Source organism: Blautia sp. OF09-25XD, from assembly GCF_003482095.1.
GTDB classification, from domain to species: Bacteria; Bacillota; Clostridia; order Lachnospirales; family Lachnospiraceae; genus Fusicatenibacter; species Fusicatenibacter saccharivorans.
The window spans coordinates 146,891-167,700 of record NZ_QUMG01000005.1 but is presented as its reverse complement, the minus strand read 5'-3'; the positions used below and the strand labels follow the sequence as shown (position 1 = coordinate 167,700).

General features: G+C 48.9%; 21 protein-coding genes and 1 pseudogene. 19 read left to right on the top strand and 3 right to left on the bottom strand.

The window, feature by feature from the left end:
• Positions 1-13 precede the first annotated feature (13 nt).
• A complete protein-coding gene (locus tag DXA93_RS06340; RefSeq protein ID WP_055217983.1) occupies positions 14-1,216 on the top strand; it encodes an NADP-dependent isocitrate dehydrogenase in 1,203 nt (400 codons plus the stop codon).
• A gap of 98 nt (positions 1,217-1,314) precedes the next feature.
• Here DXA93_RS06340 and DXA93_RS06335 read toward each other — a convergent pair whose 3' ends face one another.
• Positions 1,315-3,240: an ABC-F family ATP-binding cassette domain-containing protein gene (locus DXA93_RS06335; RefSeq protein WP_117812762.1), complete on the bottom strand. Its 1,926-nt coding sequence runs from the start codon at positions 3,238-3,240 to the stop codon at positions 1,315-1,317.
• 154 nt (positions 3,241-3,394) lie between these two features.
• Between DXA93_RS06335 and DXA93_RS06330 the strand changes: the two genes are divergently transcribed.
• From DXA93_RS06330 to DXA93_RS06270, 13 genes and pseudogenes are all read left to right on the top strand, one after another.
• Positions 3,395-4,051 carry a redox-sensing transcriptional repressor Rex gene (locus tag DXA93_RS06330; RefSeq protein WP_022462574.1) on the top strand — a complete coding sequence of 219 codons (657 nt, stop codon included), beginning with the start codon at positions 3,395-3,397 and terminating at the stop codon, positions 4,049-4,051.
• Between the two features lie 89 nt (positions 4,052-4,140).
• A pseudogene (locus DXA93_RS06325) lies at positions 4,141-5,648 on the top strand (NAD(P)H-hydrate dehydratase).
• 51 nt (positions 5,649-5,699) lie between these two features.
• Positions 5,700-5,834 (top strand): hypothetical protein, encoded by a 135-nt coding sequence (locus DXA93_RS18900; RefSeq protein ID WP_256372507.1) that lies wholly within the window; start codon positions 5,700-5,702, stop codon positions 5,832-5,834.
• 6 nt (positions 5,835-5,840) lie between these two features.
• Positions 5,841-6,188 carry a type II toxin-antitoxin system PemK/MazF family toxin gene (locus tag DXA93_RS06315; RefSeq protein ID WP_022462572.1) on the top strand — a complete coding sequence of 116 codons (348 nt, stop codon included), beginning with the start codon at positions 5,841-5,843 and terminating at the stop codon, positions 6,186-6,188.
• Between the two features lie 137 nt (positions 6,189-6,325).
• Positions 6,326-7,054: a YebC/PmpR family DNA-binding transcriptional regulator gene (locus DXA93_RS06310; protein ID WP_022462571.1), complete on the top strand. Its 729-nt coding sequence runs from the start codon at positions 6,326-6,328 to the stop codon at positions 7,052-7,054.
• A gap of 83 nt (positions 7,055-7,137) precedes the next feature.
• Positions 7,138-7,797, top strand: coding sequence for a ClpP family protease (locus DXA93_RS06305; RefSeq protein WP_022462570.1), 660 nt, complete (start codon positions 7,138-7,140; stop codon positions 7,795-7,797).
• Positions 7,798-7,918: 121 nt separating this feature from the next.
• Entirely contained in the window at positions 7,919-8,785 is an 867-nt protein-coding gene (locus DXA93_RS06300) for an undecaprenyl-diphosphate phosphatase (RefSeq protein WP_022462569.1), read from the top strand.
• Positions 8,786-8,809: 24 nt separating this feature from the next.
• Entirely contained in the window at positions 8,810-11,350 is a 2,541-nt protein-coding gene (locus DXA93_RS06295) for an FtsK/SpoIIIE family DNA translocase (protein WP_055267847.1), read from the top strand.
• A gap of 123 nt (positions 11,351-11,473) precedes the next feature.
• A complete protein-coding gene (locus DXA93_RS06290) occupies positions 11,474-12,361 on the top strand; it encodes a sulfide/dihydroorotate dehydrogenase-like FAD/NAD-binding protein (RefSeq protein ID WP_055217977.1) in 888 nt (295 codons plus the stop codon).
• A complete protein-coding gene (gene gltA, locus DXA93_RS06285; RefSeq protein ID WP_022462566.1) occupies positions 12,361-13,755 on the top strand; it encodes an NADPH-dependent glutamate synthase in 1,395 nt (464 codons plus the stop codon). The genes DXA93_RS06290 and gltA overlap by 1 nt, the downstream gene beginning before the upstream one ends.
• A gap of 105 nt (positions 13,756-13,860) precedes the next feature.
• The gene (gene rlmH / locus DXA93_RS06280) at positions 13,861-14,340 is read left to right on the top strand and encodes a 23S rRNA (pseudouridine(1915)-N(3))-methyltransferase RlmH (RefSeq protein WP_117508974.1); all 480 of its coding nucleotides are present in this window, start codon (positions 13,861-13,863) and stop codon (positions 14,338-14,340) included.
• 26 nt (positions 14,341-14,366) lie between these two features.
• Positions 14,367-14,864 carry a pyridoxamine 5'-phosphate oxidase family protein gene (locus DXA93_RS06275; protein WP_117812764.1) on the top strand — a complete coding sequence of 166 codons (498 nt, stop codon included), beginning with the start codon at positions 14,367-14,369 and terminating at the stop codon, positions 14,862-14,864.
• A gap of 57 nt (positions 14,865-14,921) precedes the next feature.
• Positions 14,922-15,863 carry a GTP-binding protein gene (locus DXA93_RS06270; protein ID WP_117812765.1) on the top strand — a complete coding sequence of 314 codons (942 nt, stop codon included), beginning with the start codon at positions 14,922-14,924 and terminating at the stop codon, positions 15,861-15,863.
• 64 nt (positions 15,864-15,927) lie between these two features.
• Here the strand turns inward: DXA93_RS06270 and DXA93_RS06265 are convergent, their stop codons facing one another.
• Positions 15,928-16,389, bottom strand: a complete 462-nt coding sequence (locus DXA93_RS06265) for a hypothetical protein (protein ID WP_117812766.1) — start codon at positions 16,387-16,389, stop codon at positions 15,928-15,930.
• A gap of 160 nt (positions 16,390-16,549) precedes the next feature.
• On the opposite strand from DXA93_RS06265, the gene DXA93_RS06260 reads away from it, so the two are divergent.
• The gene (locus DXA93_RS06260) at positions 16,550-17,245 is read left to right on the top strand and encodes a DNA alkylation repair protein (RefSeq protein WP_022462562.1); all 696 of its coding nucleotides are present in this window, start codon (positions 16,550-16,552) and stop codon (positions 17,243-17,245) included.
• 65 nt (positions 17,246-17,310) lie between these two features.
• On the opposite strand, the gene DXA93_RS06255 is transcribed toward DXA93_RS06260, so the two are convergent.
• Complete coding sequence (locus DXA93_RS06255) at positions 17,311-17,589, bottom strand: type II toxin-antitoxin system HicB family antitoxin (RefSeq protein ID WP_055228190.1); 279 nt, start codon at positions 17,587-17,589, stop codon at positions 17,311-17,313.
• A gap of 168 nt (positions 17,590-17,757) precedes the next feature.
• Here DXA93_RS06255 and DXA93_RS06250 point away from each other — a divergent pair, with 168 nt between their 5' ends.
• The 4 genes from DXA93_RS06250 to DXA93_RS06235 all read left to right on the top strand — a co-directional run bounded on the left by DXA93_RS06250 (position 17,758) and on the right by DXA93_RS06235 (position 20,810).
• Positions 17,758-18,453, top strand: a complete 696-nt coding sequence (locus DXA93_RS06250; RefSeq protein WP_158564995.1) for a YjjG family noncanonical pyrimidine nucleotidase — start codon at positions 17,758-17,760, stop codon at positions 18,451-18,453.
• A gap of 7 nt (positions 18,454-18,460) precedes the next feature.
• Entirely contained in the window at positions 18,461-19,441 is a 981-nt protein-coding gene (locus tag DXA93_RS06245; protein ID WP_118594418.1) for an alpha/beta fold hydrolase, read from the top strand.
• Between the two features lie 21 nt (positions 19,442-19,462).
• Positions 19,463-20,002, top strand: a complete 540-nt coding sequence (locus DXA93_RS06240) for a DUF2284 domain-containing protein (protein WP_055217961.1) — start codon at positions 19,463-19,465, stop codon at positions 20,000-20,002.
• 514 nt (positions 20,003-20,516) lie between these two features.
• The gene (locus tag DXA93_RS06235; RefSeq protein ID WP_055267857.1) at positions 20,517-20,810 is read left to right on the top strand and encodes a YabP/YqfC family sporulation protein; all 294 of its coding nucleotides are present in this window, start codon (positions 20,517-20,519) and stop codon (positions 20,808-20,810) included.

The window sequence follows — 20,810 nt, the reverse complement described above, 5'->3', positions numbered from 1 at the left end:
AAGGAGGCCTACTATGGAAAAAATTCAGATGACCACTCCTCTGGTAGAGATGGATGGAGATGAGATGACCAGAATTCTCTGGAAAATGATCAAAGATGAGCTGCTTCTCCCGTTTATTGACCTGAAAACGGAATATTACGATCTGGGACTGGAACACAGAAACGAGACGAACGATCAGGTAACCGTAGATTCCGCAAACGCTACCAAGAAATACGGTGTAGCAGTCAAATGTGCCACCATTACGCCGAATGCAGCGCGTATGACCGAGTACAATCTGAAAGAAATGTGGAAGAGCCCGAACGGAACGATCCGTGCCATGCTCGACGGAACCGTTTTCCGTACCCCGATTGTCGTAAAAGGCATCGAGCCGTGCGTGCGCAACTGGAAAAAACCGATCACGATTGCCCGTCATGCATACGGAGATGTCTATAAAAATGCAGAAATGCGCATTCCGGGACCGGGAAAAGCAGAGCTGGTTTATACGGCTGAGGACGGCACCGAGACAAGAGAGCTGATCCACAACTTCACCGGCGCCGGTGTCATTCAGGGCATGCACAATCTGGATAACTCCATAGAAAGCTTTGCGAGAAGCTGTTTCGAGTACGCACTGTCCACGAAACAGGATCTGTGGTTTGCAAGCAAGGATACGATTTCCAAGAAGTATGATCACCGCTTCAAGGATATCTTCCAGGAGATCTTCGATGCAGAGTACAAAGAGAAATTTGCAGAAGCAGGCATTACCTACTTCTACACTCTGATCGACGACGCCGTTGCCCGCATCATGAAAGCAGAGGGCGGCTTTATCTGGGCCTGCAAGAACTACGACGGCGATGTCATGAGCGACATGGTATCCTCCGCCTTCGGTTCCCTTGCGATGATGACTTCTGTTCTCGTATCCCCGCACGGATATTACGAGTACGAGGCTGCGCACGGAACCGTACAGCGCCACTATTACCGTCACTTAAAAGGTGAGGAGACATCCACCAACTCCGTGGCCACCATTTTTGCATGGACCGGCGCACTCAGAAAACGCGGGGAAATGGATGGAAACGCAGAACTTTCCGCATTTGCAGACCGTCTGGAAAAAGCAACGATCGCAACGATCGAGAGCGGAAAAATGACAAAAGACCTTGCGCTGATCACCACCATGGAAAATCCGACCGTATTAAACAGCCGTGATTTCATCCTGGCCATCCGCGAGGAGCTGGAGAAATAATTAAACGAAGCAAAAAAGAAAGCCGATCCGGCATTCCCGCAAAAAGGGATGCGCCGGACCGGCTTTTTCTGTTTTGAATTTTCCGGGGAAAACCAGGCCTATTCGGCAAGCTCTTCCCATTTTTCATACAGCTCTTCGAGTTCCGCGGCAATCTCTGCTTTCTCTTTGCTTAATTTCACACACTCTGCCACATTCGTTGCGACTTCCGGTTTCGACATTTCCTCATCAATTTCCGAATCGCGTGTCTCAAGCTCTTCAATTCGTTTCTCCGTCTTTTTCAGCTCGTTTTCTTTCTTGCGGAGACGTGCCTGTTCTTCTTTCTGCGCTTTCCAGTCCAGCTTTGTGGAGGAGGCTTCGGAAGGAGCCGCTGTTTCTTCCGGAGCGGCGGCATCGGCAGCAGGAGCATAGATGCGGGTCAGCTCTTCTTTTTTCTCCAGATAGTAATCGTAATTTCCGATATAGTTGACGAGTGTCTGTCCCGTCAGCTCCAGAATCCGGGTTGCAGTCTGATTGATAAAGTAACGGTCGTGGGAAACGTACAGTACCGTTCCAGTGTAATCCTTCAGCGCGTTTTCCAGAATCTCCTTTGATACGATATCGAGGTGGTTGGTCGGCTCGTCGAGGATCAGGAAGTTGGCGTTCGAGAGCATCAGCTTGGCAAGAGAAATTCGTCCGCGCTCACCGCCGCTCAAGGTATGAATCGGTTGGAAGACATCGTCGTTTGTAAACAGGAAGGCGGCCAGCACATTTCGGATTTCGGTGTTTGTCAGATACGGATACGCGTCGGAAATCTCCTGGAAAATGGTCTTTTCCATGTGGAGCACCTGATGCTCCTGATCGTAGTAACCGATCTGTACACGGCTTCCAAGTGTAAAAGAGCCGGCATCCGGGCGGATGACTTCGTTTAAGATCTTTAAGATCGTCGTTTTTCCCGTTCCGTTGTTTCCGATGATTGCGACGCGCTCCCCGCGCTTGATTTCGAAATTCAGATCCTGGAAAAGCGTCTGTCCCGGGAAGGCTTTGGAGAGGTGCTCGACGGTCAGCACATCGTTTCCGCTTGTGATGCGCGGTTCCAGACGGATCCGCATATCGGAGCGTACTTCGGTCGGCTTTTCCAGCACATCCATTTTGTCCAGCATTTTTTCACGGCTCTCGGCGCGTTTGATGGATTTCTCGCGGTTGAAAGATTTCAGCTTTGCAATGACTTCTTCCTGATGGTGGATTTCCTGCTGCTGGTTGACCCAGGCATGGTAAGCGGCTTCACGGAGCATTGCTTTTTTTTGACTGTAGGCGGTATAGTTTCCCTCAAAAGTTGTTACTTTTTTATTGTCCACTTCAACGACTTTTGTGACAACGCGGTCGAGAAAGTAACGGTCATGGGAGACGATCAGGACGGCTCCGCTGTAATTTAAAAGATACGTTTCGAGCCAGGAGATCGAGTCCATATCGAGGTGGTTGGTCGGCTCGTCGAGCAGAATGATGTCCGGTTTGGTGAGCAGCAGTTTACCAAGTGCCACGCGGGTCTTCTGACCGCCGGAGAGGGAGTCCACCTGTTTTTCAAAATCGCTCTCGGAAAAGCCAAGACCTTTTAAAACACCGACGACTTCACTGCGGTACGCGTATCCGTTTTCCAGTTCAAAGGTATGGGAGAGGCGGGTGTAGGTGGAAAGAAGTTCATCCAGCTCTGCACCGGATTTTGTATTCATATCACTTTCCATCTGACGGAGGCGTTCCTCCATATCGATCAGATTCTGTTTCGCGGTCAGCACTTCCTGGTAAATGGAAAGGTGTCCGGTCAGATCCTGATGCTGGGCGAGATAGCCCATCGTCTTTCCTTTGGAGAGGATGACCTCTCCCTCATCGGCCCTCATTTCGCCGATGATGATTTTTAACAGCGTCGATTTTCCGGCACCGTTGATGCCGACCAGTGCGGTTTTTTCGCGTTCTTCTATATGAAAAGATGCATTTTTGATAATTTCCGTTGTCCCGAATGCTTTCGAGATATTCTGACATGCAAGAATCATGTGGTTCCTCCAGATAACATATTTCTGTATTTTGACATAATACACCATCCTTATTATAGAGAGTAATACACAAAATTTCAAGAAATCTTTGACAATTTTCTATCAACCATATATAATATGAATATATGCAGGTGTAAATAAGGAGGAATTTATCTTGGAAGAAAAAGGAATTTCGCGGGCAGTTATCAAAAGACTTCCTAGATATTATCGTTACCTGGGCGAATTGCTGGAGGACGGAGTAGAACGGATCTCTTCCGGTGAGCTGAGCGAGCGGATGAAAGTGACAGCTTCCCAGATTCGCCAGGATTTAAATAATTTCGGCGGCTTCGGCCAGCAGGGGTATGGTTATAACGTGCGGTATCTGTACAGCGAGATTGGAAAAATTTTAGGTCTGGACAGAGTCCACAATATGATTTTTGTCGGAGCCGGAAATCTGGGACAGGCGCTTGCTAATTATGCGGCCTTTGAAAGAAGCGGATTCAAAACGGTCGGTATTTTTGACGTCAACCCGGTATTAAAAGGAATCTCCGTGCGCGGAATTGAAATCCGCATGGCGGACGAGCTTCCGGAATTTATCAAGGAACACCATGTAGAGATTGCGGCTTTGACACTGCCAAAAGCAAAAGCGGTAGAGATGGCAGAGATTCTCGTGGACAACGGTGTAAAAGCAATCTGGAATTTTGCACATACCGATCTAAACTTAAAACTTCCGAAAGATGTGATCGTCGAGAACGTCCATCTTTCCGAAAGTCTGATGCGTCTCTCCTACAATCTGACCAGATATGAGGCGGAGCATCCAAAGAACAATTAAGAAACCAAAACAAAAGCAGGAGAGTCTTCGGGAAACCGGAGACTTTTTCTGTTCACTTTCCGGATAAGGCAGGAAAAGGAGGAAAAGCGATGAAACGGATTCTTACAGCAGCACAGATGAAGCAGGCAGACCGCAATACGATCGAAACCATGGGGGTACCGTCCCTGGTACTGATGGAGCGCGCAGCGCTGTCCTGCGTGGAGGAGCTTCAAAATGGAACATGGGATACAGGAAAAGTCCTTGCTGTGTGCGGTTCCGGAAATAATGGAGGGGACGGTGCGGCAATTGCACGGATTTTAAAGACGAAAGGGGTGGATGCGGAACTGTTCTGTCTTGGAAATCCGGAAAAATACAGTGAAGGCATGAGAGCACAGAAGAAAATTGCGGAAAATTATGGGGTCCGTGAGGTTAAGAATCCGGATTTCCGGGAATATACTGTTATCATAGATGCCATCTTTGGAATTGGCGTATCCCGTCCGCTGGCAGGGGAGTACCGGAGGGCAGTGGAAGCAATCTGCGCAAGCGGTGTTCCTGTTCTTGCCGTGGACATCCCTTCGGGGATCCACACGGATACCGGAGAGGTCCTTGATGCGGCGGTGAAAGCCAGAGCCACGGTGACATTTGCCTGTGCAAAGCCAGGGCTTCTCTTTGATCCCGGAAAACGATATGCCGGAGAGGTCCTGGTCCGTGATATCGGAATCGGCTTTGATGCAGGAGAAGAGGAGACGCCCTGGTACGGTTCAGTGGAAAAAGAAGATCTGGACCGGTTTCTTACCCGCACGCCGATGGGAAATAAGGGAACCTTCGGAAAGGTGCTGGTACTTGCCGGTTCCGGTGCCATGTGCGGAGCCGCTGTTTTGTGTGCCAGGGCAGTCCTTGCATCCGGTGCCGGCATGGTAAAGGTTGTGACAGAGGAAAGAAACCGTACGCCGCTTTTCTGTGCCCTGCCGGAAGCAATGGCGGATTTCTGGAAGGAGGATGAGCCGCTTCCGGAAGAAGCCCTGCTGCAGGATCTCGCCTGGGCGGACGCTGTTGTTGCGGGACCGGGACTTTCCAAAAGCCGGACGGCAAAAGAACTGCTCGTTTTACGGTGCAGCACACAGAAGTTCCTCTTGTTCTGGATGCAGATGCGCTGAACCTGATTGCAGAAGATGCAGAGATTCTTTCGGGCTGCCGGGCAGAAAAAATTTTAACGCCTCATGTAGGAGAGCTTGCACGGCTGCTGCACATGACCATTGCAGAATGCCAGCGTGACCCGGCAGGAAGCGCCGGAAGGGCAGCCGAAAAATACCAGGCCTGCTGTGTACGAAAGGATTCCGTAACCGTGACAGCAGAGGAAGGGCGTGAGCAGTATTACATAAACACAAGCGGAAGCAGTGCGCTTGCGACGGCGGGAAGCGGCGATGTGCTCGCGGGAATCACAGGCGCCTTTGCAGCAAAACGTCAGTGTGAAAAAAACGAGAAAAAAATCAGCCTTGCCAAAACAGCGGCACTGGCGGCATATGCGCATGGAAAGGCGGGAGAGGCTGCGGAAGAAAAAAGCAGTGCTTCCTATGTAACAGCATCCGAGATTATCAGAGGATTGCAGTCAATCTGAGCAAAGCAGATCAGAATCACGGGTTCCCAAAAGGACTCCGGGCGGACTTTTTTGAAGCGCCGGATGAAATTTGTGAATACCTCCGGAAAAACAGGCAATATTAAATACATGGAAACGATTTTAAAAGGCGTAAAACGCCGGATCGTTATCGTATGGGAAAGCAAAACGGAAAGAATCGGAGAGTGAGCACAAGTGGTAATCAAGCGTGGCGATGTATATTATGCCGACCTGCGGCCCGTTGTGGGAAGTGAGCAGGGCGGTGTCCGTCCGGTGCTGATCATTCAGAATGACATCGGCAACCGGCACAGTCCGACGGTGATCTGTGCGGCGATTACATCGAGGATGAATAAGGCGAAGCTGCCGACGCACATTGAGATCGAAGCGTCCGCCTATGGGATTGTACGGGATTCTGTTATTTTACTGGAACAGCTTCGGACGATCGATAAGAGAAGGCTGAAAGATAAAATCTGTCATCTGACGCCGGAACAGCTGGCCCTTGTGAACGAAGCACTGAAAATCAGCCTAGATCTGCCTACATAAGGGGTATTTTTGGCGCGGTTCACGGTTGACGAATGAGAAAGATCGTGCTATATTCTATATTATATGGGCTTCTGCCGTTTTTCGGGGAAACCTTTTTACAGAAAAGTAATACTTTAAATAAAGGAGACAAAAGAGGTATGTCAGGACATTCAAAATTTGCCAATATTAAGCATAAGAAAGAAAAAAACGACGCAAAAAAAGGTAAAATCTTTACCATCATCGGCCGTGAGATCGTAATCGCTGTCAAAGAGGGCGGACCGGATCCGGCAAACAACAGCAAGCTGCGTGACGTTATCGCAAAAGCAAAAGCAAACAACATGCCGAACGATACCATCGACCGCGGTATTAAAAAAGCTGCCGGAGATGCAAACGCAGACAACTACGAGCGTATCACCTACGAAGGTTATGGCCCGAATGGTATCGCGATCATCGTAGAGACTCTGACCGACAACAAGAACCGTACCGCAGCAAACGTAAGAAGCGCTTTCACCAAAGGAAACGGAAGCGTTGGAACACCGGGATGCGTATCCTACATGTTCGACAAAAAAGGCCAGATCATCATCGACAAAGAAGAGTGCGAAATGGATGCTGACGATCTGATGATGCTTGCTCTGGATGCAGGCGCAGAAGACTTCGCAGACGAAGAGGACAGCTACGAAATCATCACCGATCCGGATGACTTCTCCGCAGTACGTGAGGCTCTGGAGAAAGACGGTATCGCCATGGCAGAGGCAGACGTTACCATGATCCCACAGACCTACGTAGAGCTGACCGATCCGCAGGCATTAAAAGACCTGAACCGTACCCTGGATCTGCTGGATGACGACGACGACGTACAGTACGTATATACCAACCTGGACGAGTAATTTCACTGGAAATTACATAGAATCATAAGAATCTGCGCATACTGATGAAGCTATTTTGGAATAGCAGAAAAGAGGAAATCCGTATGGCAGAATCACAGAAAAACCAGACAGAAAAAGAAAATATTGTAGAACTGAAGACCAACATTTATCTGCTGTCCATCATCGGCGAGGTGGAGGGGCATGAATCACTCGGCGAGCGCACGAAAGCGACGCGCTATGAGCACATTCTCCCTGCTCTTGCCCGTGCCGAGGAGGACAAAAGTATTGATGGTCTTCTGATTCTCCTGAATACCGTAGGCGGAGATGTGGAGGCCGGTCTTGCAATTGCAGAGATGATTGCGTCCATGCGAAAGCCTGCGGTATCGCTCGTTTTAGGGGGTGGTCATTCGATCGGTGTCCCGCTCGCCGTTGCAGCAGACTATTCGCTGATCGTGCCGAGTGCCACCATGGTCATTCACCCGGTGCGTACAAACGGCATGTTCATCGGTGTTGCACAGACGTACCGTAATATGGAAAAGACGCAGGATCGGATCACAGGTTTTGTATCGGCCCATTCTAAAATCACCAAGGAACGGCTCGAGGAGCTGATGCTCGATACGAAAATGCTGGTCAAGGATGTCGGAACAATGCTGGACGGCCCGCAGGCAGTGGAAGAAGGCCTGATCGACGAGGTCGGCGGCATTGCCCGCGCGCTCGAAAAGCTGAATGAGCTGATGAAAAAGGCAGCAGGGACAGAAAATTGACTTCACGGCGCGGCTTGTGTTTCAGGGGATTTTGTGTTAGAATGAGTTCGCTGTGAAAATTCGAACGGAAGTTTTGGCCGGACTTTCACAAAAGAGAAAAATAAGGGAACAGGATAAAAAAATGACAGTAATAGAAGCTTTATTTCTGGGCCTGATCCAGGGAATCACGGAATTCCTGCCGATCAGCAGCTCCGCACATCTGATTATCTTCCGTCACTTTATGAAGATCGAAGATACGCAGACGGTGTTTTTCAATGTGCTTTTGCACTTTGGCTCCATGATTGCAATTCTGCTCACATTTTCGAAGGAATGGAAACGTCTCTTCCTCGCGCTGTGCGGAATCATAATCGATCTGTTTCATAATTTAAAGGAACACTTTTCCAGTCAGCATCAGGAGAGAAAGCAGTACCGGAAGGTACTCGGCAGCAACTACCGTATGCTTGCTTTCCTGCTGATTCTGACCACCATCCCGACTGCTGTAATCGGCGGCATGATTCAGAGCCTTGTCACACTGACCTCCTCGAATCTGCTGGCACCTGGCGTTGGTCTGTATCTGACGGCGATTCTGCTTGTGGTGGCAGATATGCTTCCGGAGGGAGAAAAAACGCAGAAAAATTTGAAGCCGAAAGATGCACTGATTGCCGGATTCTTCCAAGGCTTTTCCACGATTCCGGGTCTTTCCCGTCTTGGTTCGACTATTTCTGCGTGTGTGATCGGCGGCATGACCCGTTCGTACGCTGTGAAATACTCTCTGATTGTGAGTGTTCCGGCGATTATCGGGGCAACGATCGTTGAAATTGCGACCATGGGAAAAAATAAAATTGTTTTTCATCCGGTATATCTGGTCGGCGTTTTCATGGCGGCACTTGCCGGTTACTTTACGATCCGCATTCTGATGCGTGTGGTGAAAAAACGGAAACTGAAATATTTTGCTTTGTACTGTCTTCTTGTCGGGACATTCTCCATTGCAGGATATTTTCTGCTGTAATACGAGAAAGGGGAGAAGTTCTGCATGGCAAATACAACAAAGGGAAGCGGGAAGACAAAGAAAAAAACTTCTGCTTCCGGAACAGCAAAAAAGAAACAGACCCAAACAACGGCCAGAAAAACAACGGCGAAAAAGAGCAGTACCGCAAAACGTACCTCCGGCACAAGGAAAAACACAGTCCGTGAGCCGATGGACGAGGGAGTGCGCGCAGAAATTATTCTGCTTTCCGTGCTTGCTGTTTCGATTCTGCTGATGCTCAGTAATTTCGGTATGGGCGGCGTGATCGGACAGGCTGTCTGCGACTTCTTTTTCGGCCTTTTCGGCGTGACAGAGTGGGCAGCACCGGTTCTGATCTTCTTTGGAACAGCATTTTACATAGCAAACAGACAGAACTTTTTAATTGTGCGGAAAACCGGGGGAGCGATCAGCTGCTTCGTCTTTTTCTGCGCTTTTATGCAGCTTCTGGCGTCCGGCTATACGAGAGATACGACATTTCTGGATTACTATTTTGACAGCGCCTACGATCATCTCGGCGGAGGAATCTTAGGAGGGTCTGTCGTGAAAATTCTCGGCATGGGATTCGGCCAGATCGGTGCGTGGGTGATTATTGTGATCGCCATCGTGATTTCCGTGATCGTGATGACGCAGAAGCCGATTCTCGCGCCGATCCATGAAAAGACGAATGACCACCGCCGGATGGCGGAGGAGCGCCGCCAGGAGCGTCTGGCGCGCCAAGCTGCGATGGAGGAAGAGGAAGGAAAAGAGCTGATTCTTGAGCCAGTGGAGGAACCGAAAAAAGCCGGGAAGAAAAAGAAATCCCGCCTTCTTTCTCATGTGGAATCGAAGGCTGATTTAAACGAAAACGACGATACCCATCAGATGGAGACGCCGGAGCTTTCGATTCACCGTGGTTCTGTGCCGGCTGAAGAGCCGGAAAAGACAGGACCGGAGATGACACGGCAAGCTGCAGAAGAGGCGAAAAAAGAGAAAACGTCTGCGGATCATACGAGAAATCCGCGGTCTTCCTGTGAAGAGATCGAGGCGGATATAGACGGCATTCGTCAGGAAATCGGGAAAAAAGCAGAGGAAAAGCGGCCGGAGTACAAAACACCGCCGATGAATCTTCTGAAAAAAGGGATGCGCGGTGCCATGGGCGATTCCGATGCGCATTTGCGGGAAGTAGCGCGGAAACTGGAGGAGACGCTGGACAGCTTCGGTGTCAAAGTTACAGTCAATAACGTAAGCTGCGGACCGACCGTCACACGGTATGAGCTGATGCCGGAACAGGGCGTGAAAGTAAGCCGGATTGTCGGATTGACCGACGATATCAAGCTGAGTCTTGCAGCAGCAGATGTCCGCATTGAGGCACCGATCCCGGGAAAATCCGCAGTCGGAATCGAGGTTCCAAATAAGACGAACACGGCCGTGATGCTGCGTGATCTTCTTGAAACACCGGAGTTTAAGAACTTTTCTTCGAATCTGGCCTTTGCTGTCGGAAAAGACATCGCCGGTCAGCCGGTCATCGCAGATATCGCGAAAATGCCTCATCTTCTGATCGCCGGTGCGACCGGTTCCGGTAAATCGGTCTGCATCAACACACTGATTATGAGTATTATTTATAAGGCAAAACCGGAAGACGTCAAACTGATCATGATCGACCCGAAGGTCGTTGAGCTTTCTGTTTATAACGGCATTCCGCACCTTTTTATTCCTGTTGTCACAGACCCGAAAAAGGCTTCCGGAGCTCTGAACTGGGCGGTTGCGGAGATGACAGACCGTTATAACAAATTTGCGGAATTCAACGTGCGCGATATGAAAGGCTACAATGCAAAAGTTGCCGAGCTGCCGCCGGATGAAAACGGCAAAAAACCGGAAAAACTGCCGCAGATCGTCATTATCGTGGATGAGCTTGCCGACCTGATGATGGTTGCGCCGGGAGAAGTGGAGGATGCGATCTGCCGTCTGGCACAGCTTGCCCGTGCGGCCGGCATCCATCTGATTATTGCAACACAGAGACCTTCCGTCAATGTCATCACTGGTCTTATCAAGGCAAATATGCCGTCCCGTATTGCATTCTCGGTTTCTTCCAGCGTAGATTCCCGTACGATCCTCGACATGGGAGGTGCGGAAAAACTGCTTGGAAAAGGCGATATGCTCTACAAGCCGCAGGATTACCAGAAACCGGCCCGTCTGCAGGGATCCTTTGTTTCGGATAAAGAGGTCAGCGATGTCGTTGCCTACTTAAAAGATCACTACGGCGAGAACGCTTATGATCCGGATATCGAAAAACGGATTCACACCGTAAGCCTGGATGGCGGTTCTGCCGCAGGCGGCGGAGATAACCGCGATAATTACTTCGTGGAAGCCGGAAAATTTATCATCGAAAAAGATAAGGCATCGATCGGCATGCTCCAGAGAGTGCTGAAAATCGGTTTCAACCGCGCGGCCAGAATCATGGACCAGCTCGCGGATGCCGGTGTCGTAGGACCGGAGGAAGGAACCAAGCCGAGAAAAGTTCTGATGTCCATGGAACAGTTCGAAAATTATCTGGAGGAACACGGATGATGGGAAAAGATGTTGTCCGTTGTTTACAAATAACCGGAAACGTGATAAAGTATTAACATAAAATGCGCGAAAATCCAAGTCGTGCTTTTGTTAAAATATTTCTAACAAGATTAGGAGGATATTATGTACAAGATTCAAGAAGCGGAAATGCTCGCGAATAATATCTACCGTATGGTAGTAGAAGCACCGCGAGTAGCACAGCACTGCCTCCCTGGACAGTTTGTTATTGTCAAGGCAGATGAAGAAGGAGAAAGAATTCCTCTGACCATTTGTGATTACGATAGAGAAGCAGGAACTATCACCATCGTATTCATGCCGATCGGAGAATCTACCAAAAAAATGAAAGATCTCAAAGCGGGAGATGCTTTCATGGATTTCGTAGGACCTCTGGGGCAGCCGTCCGAGTTCTGCAGCGAAGATATCGAAGAACTGAAGAAAAAACGGATCGTATTCGTAGCCGGCGGTGTTGGAACTGCACCGGTTTACCCGCAGTTAAAATGGCTGCATGAGCATGGAATCACTGCTGACGCCATTGTCGGAGCAAAGACAAAAGATCTCGTTATTCTCGAGAAAGAAATGTCTGCTGTCAGCAATCTGTACATAACCACAGACGATGGTTCTTACGTAAGAAAAGGTATGGGTACCGATGTACTCCGCGACCTTGTACAGAACCAGGGCAAACAGTATGATGTCTGTGTTGCCATCGGACCGATGATCATGATGAAATTCGTATGTCTTCTGACAAAAGAACTGAACATCCCGACCGTTGTAAGCATGAACCCGATCATGGTAGACGGAACCGGTATGTGCGGTGCCTGTCGTCTAATGGTAGGCAATGAAGTAAAATTTGCCTGCGTAGACGGACCGGAGTTTGACGGTCATCTGGTAGACTTCGACCTGGCTATGAAACGTCAGCAGATGTATAAGACAGAAGAGGGAAGAGCTCTCTTAAGATACCAGGAAGGCGCAACCCATCACGGTGGATGCGGCCAGTGCGGAGGTGACAAATAATGGCAAAGGGATTAAACAGAGTACCGGTACGTGAGCAGGAGCCGAAGGTACGTGCCACAAATTTTGACGAGGTATGTCTTGGATACAACAAAGACGAAGCAGTAGAAGAAGCACAGCGCTGCCTGGGCTGTAAAAATGCAAAATGTATCACAGGATGCCCGGTTAATATCAACATTCCGGCATTCATTGCACAGGTAAAAGAGGGAAACTTCGAGGAAGCATACAAAATTATCGGTGAGTCCAGTGCACTCCCGGCAGTCTGCGGCCGTGTATGTCCGCAGGAGAGCCAGTGCGAGGGCAAATGTGTCCGCGGAATCAAAGGCGACGCTGTTTCCATCGGCAAACTGGAGCGTTTCGTTGCTGACTGGGCAAAAGAAAACGGTATCAAACCGGTTCCGGCAGCAGAGAAAAACGGCCACAAGATCGCGGTTATCGGTTCCGGCCCTGCAGGTCTTACCTGCGCAGGAGACCTTGCAAAACTTGGCTACGATGTAACCATCTTCGAGGCACTTCACAAAGCCGGCGGTGTATTAAGTTACGGTATTCCGGAGTTCCGTCTTCCGAAAGACAAAGTAGTTGCCGCTGAAATCGAGAACGTAAAATCTCTCGGTGTTAAAATTGAGACCAACGTTATCATCGGAAAATCCGTTACCATCGACGAGCTGTTAAAAGACGAAGGATTTGAAGCAGTCTTCATCGGTTCCGGTGCAGGCCTTCCGATGTTCATGGGAATCCCGGGTGAGAACGCAAACGGCGTATTCTCCGCAAACGAGTTCCTGACCAGAAACAACCTGATGAAAGCATTCCGCGATGATTACGATACCCCGATCGCACACGGCAAGAAAGTTGCTGTAGTCGGCGGCGGCAACGTAGCTATGGACGCTGCAAGAACCGCACTTCGTCTCGGCGCAGAGGTACACGTTATTTACCGTCGTTCTGAGGCAGAGCTTCCGGCCCGTGCAGAGGAAGTTCATCATGCAAAAGAGGAAGGTATCATCTTCGACCTTCTGACCAACCCGGTAGAAATTCTGACCGACGACAAAGACTGGGTAACCGGTATCCGCTGCATCCGTATGGAACTTGGCGAGCCGGACGCTTCCGGAAGAAGAAGACCGGTTGAGATTCCAGGATCTGAGTTCGAAATTGAAGTAGACGAAGTTATCATGTCTCTTGGTACTTCCCCGAACCCGCTGATTTCTTCCACCACCTACGGTCTGGATGTCAACAGAAGAAAATGTATCGTAGCTGAGGAAGAAACCGGAAAGACCAGCAAAGAGGGCGTTTACGCCGGCGGTGACGCTGTAACAGGTGCAGCAACCGTTATCCTTGCTATGGGTGCCGGAAAAGCCGGAGCTAAAGGAATTGATGAGTATATCAAAAGCAAAAATGCATAAGGCATTGCTTTTCTAAACTAAAAGCCATATAGACGCGGACAAGAAGTGATCTATATGGCTTTTGGTGTTTTTGACAGATATCCGAAAGGGTTTTAAGATTACAGAATGAAAATTACAGTATTGACAGTAGGAAAAATCAAAGAAAAATATCTGCGGGATGCGATTGCCGAGTATTCGAAGCGCCTCAGCCGCTATGCAAAGCTGGAAATTATCGAGGTGGCGGATGAAAAGACACCGGACAACGCGAGTGAAACCGTAGAGACAAATATCAAAAACAAAGAAGCAGAGCGCCTTCTCAAATATATCCGGGATGACGCTTATCTGATTACATTGGAAATTAAGGGAAAACAGCTCACATCCGAGGAGCTGGCCCAGAAAATAGATACGCTCGGCGTGCAGGGAACGAGCCATATTATTTTTGTGATCGGTGGTTCCTTAGGGCTTGGCGAGGAAGTTCTGAAGCGTTCGAACTATGCGCTCAGTTTTTCGAAAATGACATTTCCGCATCAGTTGATGCGGGTTATTCTGCTGGAACAGATTTACCGGAGCTACCGCATTAACTGCGGGGAGCCATATCATAAATAGCTGCGAATAAGAGAGGTGTGATTGCGATGCGTGAAATGCGTTTAAAAAAGCGGGAGATTACAGATCCTGAAATTTTAAGAGAAATTCTGGAAAGCTGCGAGGTTGTGCGGATCGGGGCGATGGATGAGGAAGGCATGTTTATCGTGCCGATGAATTATGGATATGATGTCCGGGAAGAAGATGGAACTCTTCACGTCTGTCTGTACCTGCATGGGGCAAAAGAAGGGCGGAAGGCGGCTGCATTTGCAGCGGATCCGCGCGTGGCGGTGGAGATGGATTACAACCATGAAGTGATTACAGGTGACTATACGTGTGCGTATTCCTATGCGTACCGCAGTATCATGGGAAACGGAACCATCACGGAGGTGACAGATCCGGAGGTAAAGAAGAAAGGCCTGGAAAAAATCATGGCGCATATCGCACCGGAGGCGAAGATCGCTTTTCTGCCGGAGATGGTGGAGCGCGTTGCCGTATGGCGCATAGACATCGATATATTTACCGGCAAAGAGCGCAGACGAAAATAGAGTGTTCGAAGCTCCGCAGGCTGCAGACGGAAAAAGACAGCAGAAAGGACAGCAGAAATGATTAAAATTGATCTGATTACAGGCTTCCTTGGCTCAGGGAAGACGACTTTTTTGAAACAGTACGCAAAGTATCTGATGGCACAGGGAAAGAACATCGGCATCCTGGAGAATGATTTTGGGGCAGTCAATGTGGATATGCTGCTTCTGCAGGAACTGCGCGGCGATCAGTGCGAGCTGGAGATGATTTCCGGCGGATGCGACAAAGAGACACACCGCAGACGATTCCGCACGAAACTGATCTCGATGGGCATGAGCGGCTACGACCGCATTCTCGTGGAACCGTCGGGGATTTACGATGTGGATGAGTTCTTTGACACGCTGTATGACGAGCCGCTGAACCGCTGGTATGAGGCGGGAAGCGTCATCACGATTCTGGATGCCGGGCTCGATGAGAAGCTGTCGGAGGAAGAAGAGTATCTGCTGGCTTCCGAGGCGGCGAACGCTGGTAAAATCGTGCTGAGCAAAGTACAGAATGTTTCGGAGGAAAAGAAAGAAGAAACGATTGCCCATCTGAACCGCACGCTCGAGCAGGCAGGCTGCAGAAGACAGTTTTCTGATGCAGAAATTTTACAGAAAAACTGGGATGATCTGACAGAGGATGATTTCAAAATGCTCTCCGAATGCAATTACCGTTCGGAGGATTACCGGAAGCTGGATTTCGGCGAGCAGCAGACATTTGATTCGCTCTGCTTTCTGGAGCCGAAGATTACGGAAGAAGCGCTGAAAAAGGCAGCAGAAGCAATCTTTGCGGATTCATCATGCGGCAATGTATTCCGGATCAAAGGAATTGTAAAGACGGGCGAAACTGTGTGGAGCGAAATCAATGCGACGCGGGAACAGATGACATTCCAGGCAGTGCCGGAGAGCCAGGAAGTGCTGATTGTAATCGGCGCGGGGCTTTCGAAAGAGCGGATTAGTGGAATTCTCGGAATTAAGTAAAATAGGGAGCATGACGGAAAGGGGTATTTTCCATCATGCTCCTGCTGGTTTGGCTAAATAGCAGTTACTGTAAAATGCGCTGCCGTTCTGACAGTGTGGGGAACGGAATGATTTTGGAATCCCGTGCATCATCCGGTGTACAAAGAGCAGTCAACGGTTGCGGCTGATTTTCCATGGTCTGGAAGGAGAGAATGCCATCTTTCCATAAAACGACATCATCCGGTGAATGGACGGCAAAATAGCGGTGCAGCACATCGAAAAGAGAGGATGGAACTGCCGCAAGATCGTGCTCGGGATCGCTGGAATATAGAAAGATCCGGCTTCCCGGAAAACGACGGGAATGGATACCGGCAGAGGGAGCGGTAAAATCCGGGTTTTCGGTAAAATATAAGGATCTTTCTGCGGGTCCGGAAAACGGAATAGACAGCGTTGTGGAAACAACTGGCGCTTCTTCTGCAAGGGCTGGCTGCTTCTGAAATTTGCACAGGAATGGGATATTTTGAAAAAATGTATATTTCTTTCTCATAAGACTCACCTTTCAGCCGGAAAAGATCTGGCATTTGGCAGGGTGGATGTTATCGTTTACTTTAATTTTATCTTATCAGAAGTGCAGAAATAACAGGGTTAAACATTTGTAAAAAGCGTGTAAAACATCTTAAAGAGAAAGAAAAGAGAGGGGAAATCATATGGAACAGGAAGTAATGCAGGCCATTCGGGCAGAACTGGAAAGCAATATAGATGCAAAATACCGGGAATTTCACAGCTCTCTTGTTCCGGGACAGAACTGTCGGATTCTTGGTGTCCGCATTCCGGTTTCGCGACGGATTGCAAAAGCGACAGCAAGAGACCATTATGAAGTTTATACCGAACAGTTTAATCCGGAAGTCTACGAGGAGCTTCTGATCCGCGGAATGATGATCGGCTACGGAAAGCTGACCCGTGAAGAACAGACGGCAGAACTGGACCGCTTCGTGCCGATGATCAACAGCTGGGGAATCTGTGACAGCTCCTGTGCAACGTGCCATTTTATGAAGAAAGACCAGGAGTATTGGTATGGATATCTGCAGAAATGGCTGAAAAGCAGCCGGGAATATGAAATCCGGTTTGGTGTTGTGTGTCTGCTGGACTTTTTTATCAACGAAGCGTATATCGATGCTGTGCTGGAGGAGATGAAAAAGATTCATCACGATGGCTATTACGTAAAAATGGCCGTCGCCTGGGCAGTATCGATCTGTTATATTCATTTTCCGGAAAAAACACAGAAACTGCTGAAAGAAAACAGTCTCGATGACTGGACACATAACAAAACAATTCAGAAAATCAGAGAGTCGCTGCGGATCAGCAAAGAAGAAAAAGAGATGCTGAAAACCTGGAAGAGATAAAAAGAAAACCGTATCGCCGCGTTTTGAATATCGCAGCAATACGGTTTTCTTTCTCTTTTTTGAACTTATTCGTCCCATCCCTCAAAAAGCCGGATGTTGACGGCAATATTTCTTGCAATTTCACCTTCGCTTTTCCCGAGATCTGCCACATCCGATACCGGCGGAAAATCAGGTTCTTCTTCCGTCAGTTCCAGAGAGATCCAGTCATAGGCGGAGTGAATGGCATCTTCCAGCGCCTCGTCGAGGGTATCCCCTTTTGCATAGCAGCAGGCGAGATCTGGAAAATAACCTTCGTAGGTTCCCTGTTCGGTTTTATGAAAAACGGCTGGATAAGTAAATTTCATAGTGTTTCTTCCTTCTTCCTTTTCTTTTTCACGGAAATTCTTTTTTATCGTAGCACTTTTTCTCAAAAGATACAATGCCTAAAATACAATTGATCGTATTTGTAATCTATGCTAGAATGAAAAACAGATAATTGGAAAATACAAATGAAACCAAGGGAGGATTTCTCTTTGATAAAAGTAATTTTGTGGGACATCGACGGAACACTTCTGAATTTTAAGATGTCGGAACGATATGCAATTGAGTACTGTTTCAACAAGTTTCATATGGGAACCTGCACGGACGAAATGCTGCAGCGCTACAGCGTGATCAACCGCGGTTACTGGGAGCGGCTGGAGACGGGAGAGCTTACGAGAGAACAGGTGATGCTTGGACGATTCCATGAATTTTTTGAATCGGAAGGACTGCCGACGGATCAGGTAAAGGTATTCAATGATGAATATCAGATCCGCCTCGGCGATAAGGCTTTCTTCTGCGATCACGGAGATGAACTGGTAAAACGGCTGAAAGCTACCGTAAAACAGTATGCAGTAACAAATGGAACCACTGTTGCACAGGAGCGTAAACTCCGCTTTTCCGGGCTTGATCAGCTTCTGGACGGCGTTTTTATCTCGGAACAGGTCGGTGTGGACAAGCCGCAGAAGGCTTTTTTTGATGCGGTATGGAACGAAATCGGAAGTTATGCACCGGATGAGGTTGTGATCGTCGGCGACTCCCTCACAAGTGATATCCGCGGCGGAAAAAATGCAGGAATCCTGACCTGCTGGTACAACCCGGATCATCTTCCGAACAAAATTGAAGTTACACCGGACTGTACCATCGACAATCTTCAGGATATCCTTTCGTATCTGGATGAAAGCAGGTGATTTGCTAATGAGAACACGCGTATTACAGGAAAAAAATTACGCGGAGCGGATGCAGAATGGTGTGGAGCCGTACCTCGCCGCTCATGCAGAAGAATTTTACTGGGAAAGGGAGAGCGGTCATCCGATTCATGTTCTTCGTTACCGCGCATTCCGCCCGAGAGGTGTTGTTGTAATCTCACACGGTTTTACGGAAAATGCAGAGAAATATAAAGAGATCGTGTATTATTTTATCAAAGAGCATTTTCATGTTTATCTGCCGGAACACTGCGGCCACGGAAAGAGCTACCGTCTGGTGGATGATCCGTCGCTTGTTTATGTCGATTCCTACCATCGTTATGTAGAAGATCTGCTCTTTGTTGCACGAAAAGCAAAAGCAGAGGCATGCGGTCTTCCGCTCGTTCTCTATTCTCACTCGATGGGCGGCGGAATCGCAGCAGCAGCGGCCGCCAAAGCGCCGCATCTGTTCCGGAAAGTGGTCTTGAGTTCGCCGATGATCCGTCCGCTGACCGGAAAAGTGCCGTTCGCCGATGCAAAACGGATCGCAGCTTTTGCCTGTGCCACAGAACGAGGCACACAGTATGTGGTAGGACAGAAACCATACCAGGGAATCGAAAGCTTTAAACAAAGTTCGTCCCTCTCCCGTCCGCGCTTTCTCTATTACCAGCAGAAGCGGGAAAAAGAGCCGCTGTATCACCTAAATGCCGCTTCTTACGGATGGCTCCATGCCGCCGCACATCTGTACCGCGATCTGATGCGGAGCGGATGGAAACGGATCGAGGCTCCTGTCCTTTTATTTCAGGCGGAGAACGATCATCTTGTGTCCAACCGTGCCCAGGAGCGGATGATCCGGAAAATGGCAGAACGCCGTCCCGGCATGGCAAAAATGGTAAAAGTACCGGGCGCAAAGCATGAATTGTTTGGAACCAGAGGGCGCATGCTCCAGACGTACTGGAATATGGTATTTGCTTTTTTTGAAAAAGATCTGTAACAAAAGAGAAGGGATGACAAAATGACACAGACAGAAATCGAAGAATATATTACCCAGTTTCCTATCTATCAGTATGCATTTGTAAAACCGGAGGACATCGAATTCAATGACCGGGTCCGCCAGATCTGCAAAAAGGAGTGCTCCCGCTACGGAGCCTCCTGGTCCTGCCCGCCGGCGGTCGGCACTGTTGAAGTCTGTAAGGAGCGTTGCATGAACTACGATCACGTTCTGTTCTTCTCCAGCATCGCAGAAGTGGACAACATCATGGATATGGATGAGACATTAAAAACAAAATCGGAGCACGAAAAAATCACACGCGAAATCGAGCAGCATTTAAAAGACAAAACCCTGCTCACCTTCGCCCTTTCCTCCGATTCCTGCCAGCTCTGTGATAAATGTACCTACCCGAGAGGCGGCTGCCGCCATCTTGAACTGATGCATCCATGCATCGAGAGCCACGGCATCGTTGTTGCAAACCTGATTGAAAAAAACATGATGGATTATTACCTCGGCGAGCATATGGTCATATGGTTCAGCATGATTTTCTATAAAGAATCGTAATCTGTGATGTAATTTTCCATTCTTTCAAACGTATTTATAATAGAGGATTTCGCTGTAAGAAATTCAGAAAATACACAGGAGGGGGAATGAAGCATCTGCGGAGTCTGTTTCCGTCAGCGCTACGGCAGAGCCGGCGAAAAAAGCGACGCCGACCGAAACACCAACACCGACAGCGACTGAGACACCAACTCCAACGGCTGCTCCAACCGAAACGCCGACCCCTGAGCCAACCATAGAAGCTGCGGCGGAAGAAACCGTTGAAACGCAGGCAGCGGAAGAAACGCAGCCGGCAGTGACTGCTGAAGAACCACAGGTAACGGAAGCTCAGATGACGAGAGAAAATGCAGAAGCCCAGGGGTATGAACCCTGCAAAAAATGTTTTTAAAAAGAGAAATGAAACCCCGCAGCCTGATCGGGCAGGAAACCCCAGCGGCTGTGGGGTATTTTTGTGCTTTTTTCTGCATAAAATAGCGATAGAACAAAAAGCAGACCCGCAAAGCGGAGGAGGTTTTGGATGCGAAAAAAGAAAAAGCAGAAAAAATCACTCCATCCGCCGGGCGGGGAGCTGCTTTCGGCGATGCAGGTTCCGTCAGATCTTGCTTTTGGCGAGCCGGTTGTGACGTTTTACGGCGGGAGAGAAGTGCAGATTGAAAATTTCCGCAGGATTCTGGAATATAATGCGTGCCGCCTCTGTGTGCTTACACAATATGGCAGGCTGCTCCTTGTGGGAGAGGGAATCCGGATTGTTTCGTATTCCGGGGAGGAGATGCGGGTGGAAGGGAGAATCGATCAGGCGACGTTTCAATAA

Excerpts from the sequence above, each read along its gene's own strand:
- rlmH (WP_117508974.1), top strand. The coding sequence starts at position 13,861 with ATGAAAATTACAGTATTGACAGTAGGAAAAATCAAAGAAAAATATCTG.
- DXA93_RS06275 (WP_117812764.1), top strand. The coding sequence starts at position 14,367 with ATGCGTGAAATGCGTTTAAAAAAGCGGGAGATTACAGATCCTGAAATT.
- DXA93_RS06245 (WP_118594418.1), top strand. The coding sequence starts at position 18,461 with ATGAGAACACGCGTATTACAGGAAAAAAATTACGCGGAGCGGATGCAG.
- gltA (WP_022462566.1), top strand. The coding sequence starts at position 12,361 with ATGGCAAAGGGATTAAACAGAGTACCGGTACGTGAGCAGGAGCCGAAG.
- DXA93_RS06310 (WP_022462571.1), top strand. The coding sequence starts at position 6,326 with ATGTCAGGACATTCAAAATTTGCCAATATTAAGCATAAGAAAGAAAAA.
- DXA93_RS06255 (WP_055228190.1), bottom strand. The coding sequence starts at position 17,589 with ATGAAATTTACTTATCCAGCCGTTTTTCATAAAACCGAACAGGGAACC.
- DXA93_RS06290 (WP_055217977.1), top strand. The coding sequence starts at position 11,474 with ATGTACAAGATTCAAGAAGCGGAAATGCTCGCGAATAATATCTACCGT.
- DXA93_RS06270 (WP_117812765.1), top strand. The coding sequence starts at position 14,922 with ATGATTAAAATTGATCTGATTACAGGCTTCCTTGGCTCAGGGAAGACG.
- DXA93_RS06235 (WP_055267857.1), top strand. The coding sequence starts at position 20,517 with ATGCGAAAAAAGAAAAAGCAGAAAAAATCACTCCATCCGCCGGGCGGG.
- DXA93_RS06335 (WP_117812762.1), bottom strand. The coding sequence starts at position 3,240 with ATGATTCTTGCATGTCAGAATATCTCGAAAGCATTCGGGACAACGGAA.
- DXA93_RS06240 (WP_055217961.1), top strand. The coding sequence starts at position 19,463 with ATGACACAGACAGAAATCGAAGAATATATTACCCAGTTTCCTATCTAT.
- DXA93_RS06300 (WP_022462569.1), top strand. The coding sequence starts at position 7,919 with ATGACAGTAATAGAAGCTTTATTTCTGGGCCTGATCCAGGGAATCACG.
- DXA93_RS06295 (WP_055267847.1), top strand. The coding sequence starts at position 8,810 with ATGGCAAATACAACAAAGGGAAGCGGGAAGACAAAGAAAAAAACTTCT.
- DXA93_RS06265 (WP_117812766.1), bottom strand. The coding sequence starts at position 16,389 with ATGAGAAAGAAATATACATTTTTTCAAAATATCCCATTCCTGTGCAAA.
- DXA93_RS06260 (WP_022462562.1), top strand. The coding sequence starts at position 16,550 with ATGGAACAGGAAGTAATGCAGGCCATTCGGGCAGAACTGGAAAGCAAT.
- DXA93_RS06305 (WP_022462570.1), top strand. The coding sequence starts at position 7,138 with ATGGCAGAATCACAGAAAAACCAGACAGAAAAAGAAAATATTGTAGAA.
- DXA93_RS06340 (WP_055217983.1), top strand. The coding sequence starts at position 14 with ATGGAAAAAATTCAGATGACCACTCCTCTGGTAGAGATGGATGGAGAT.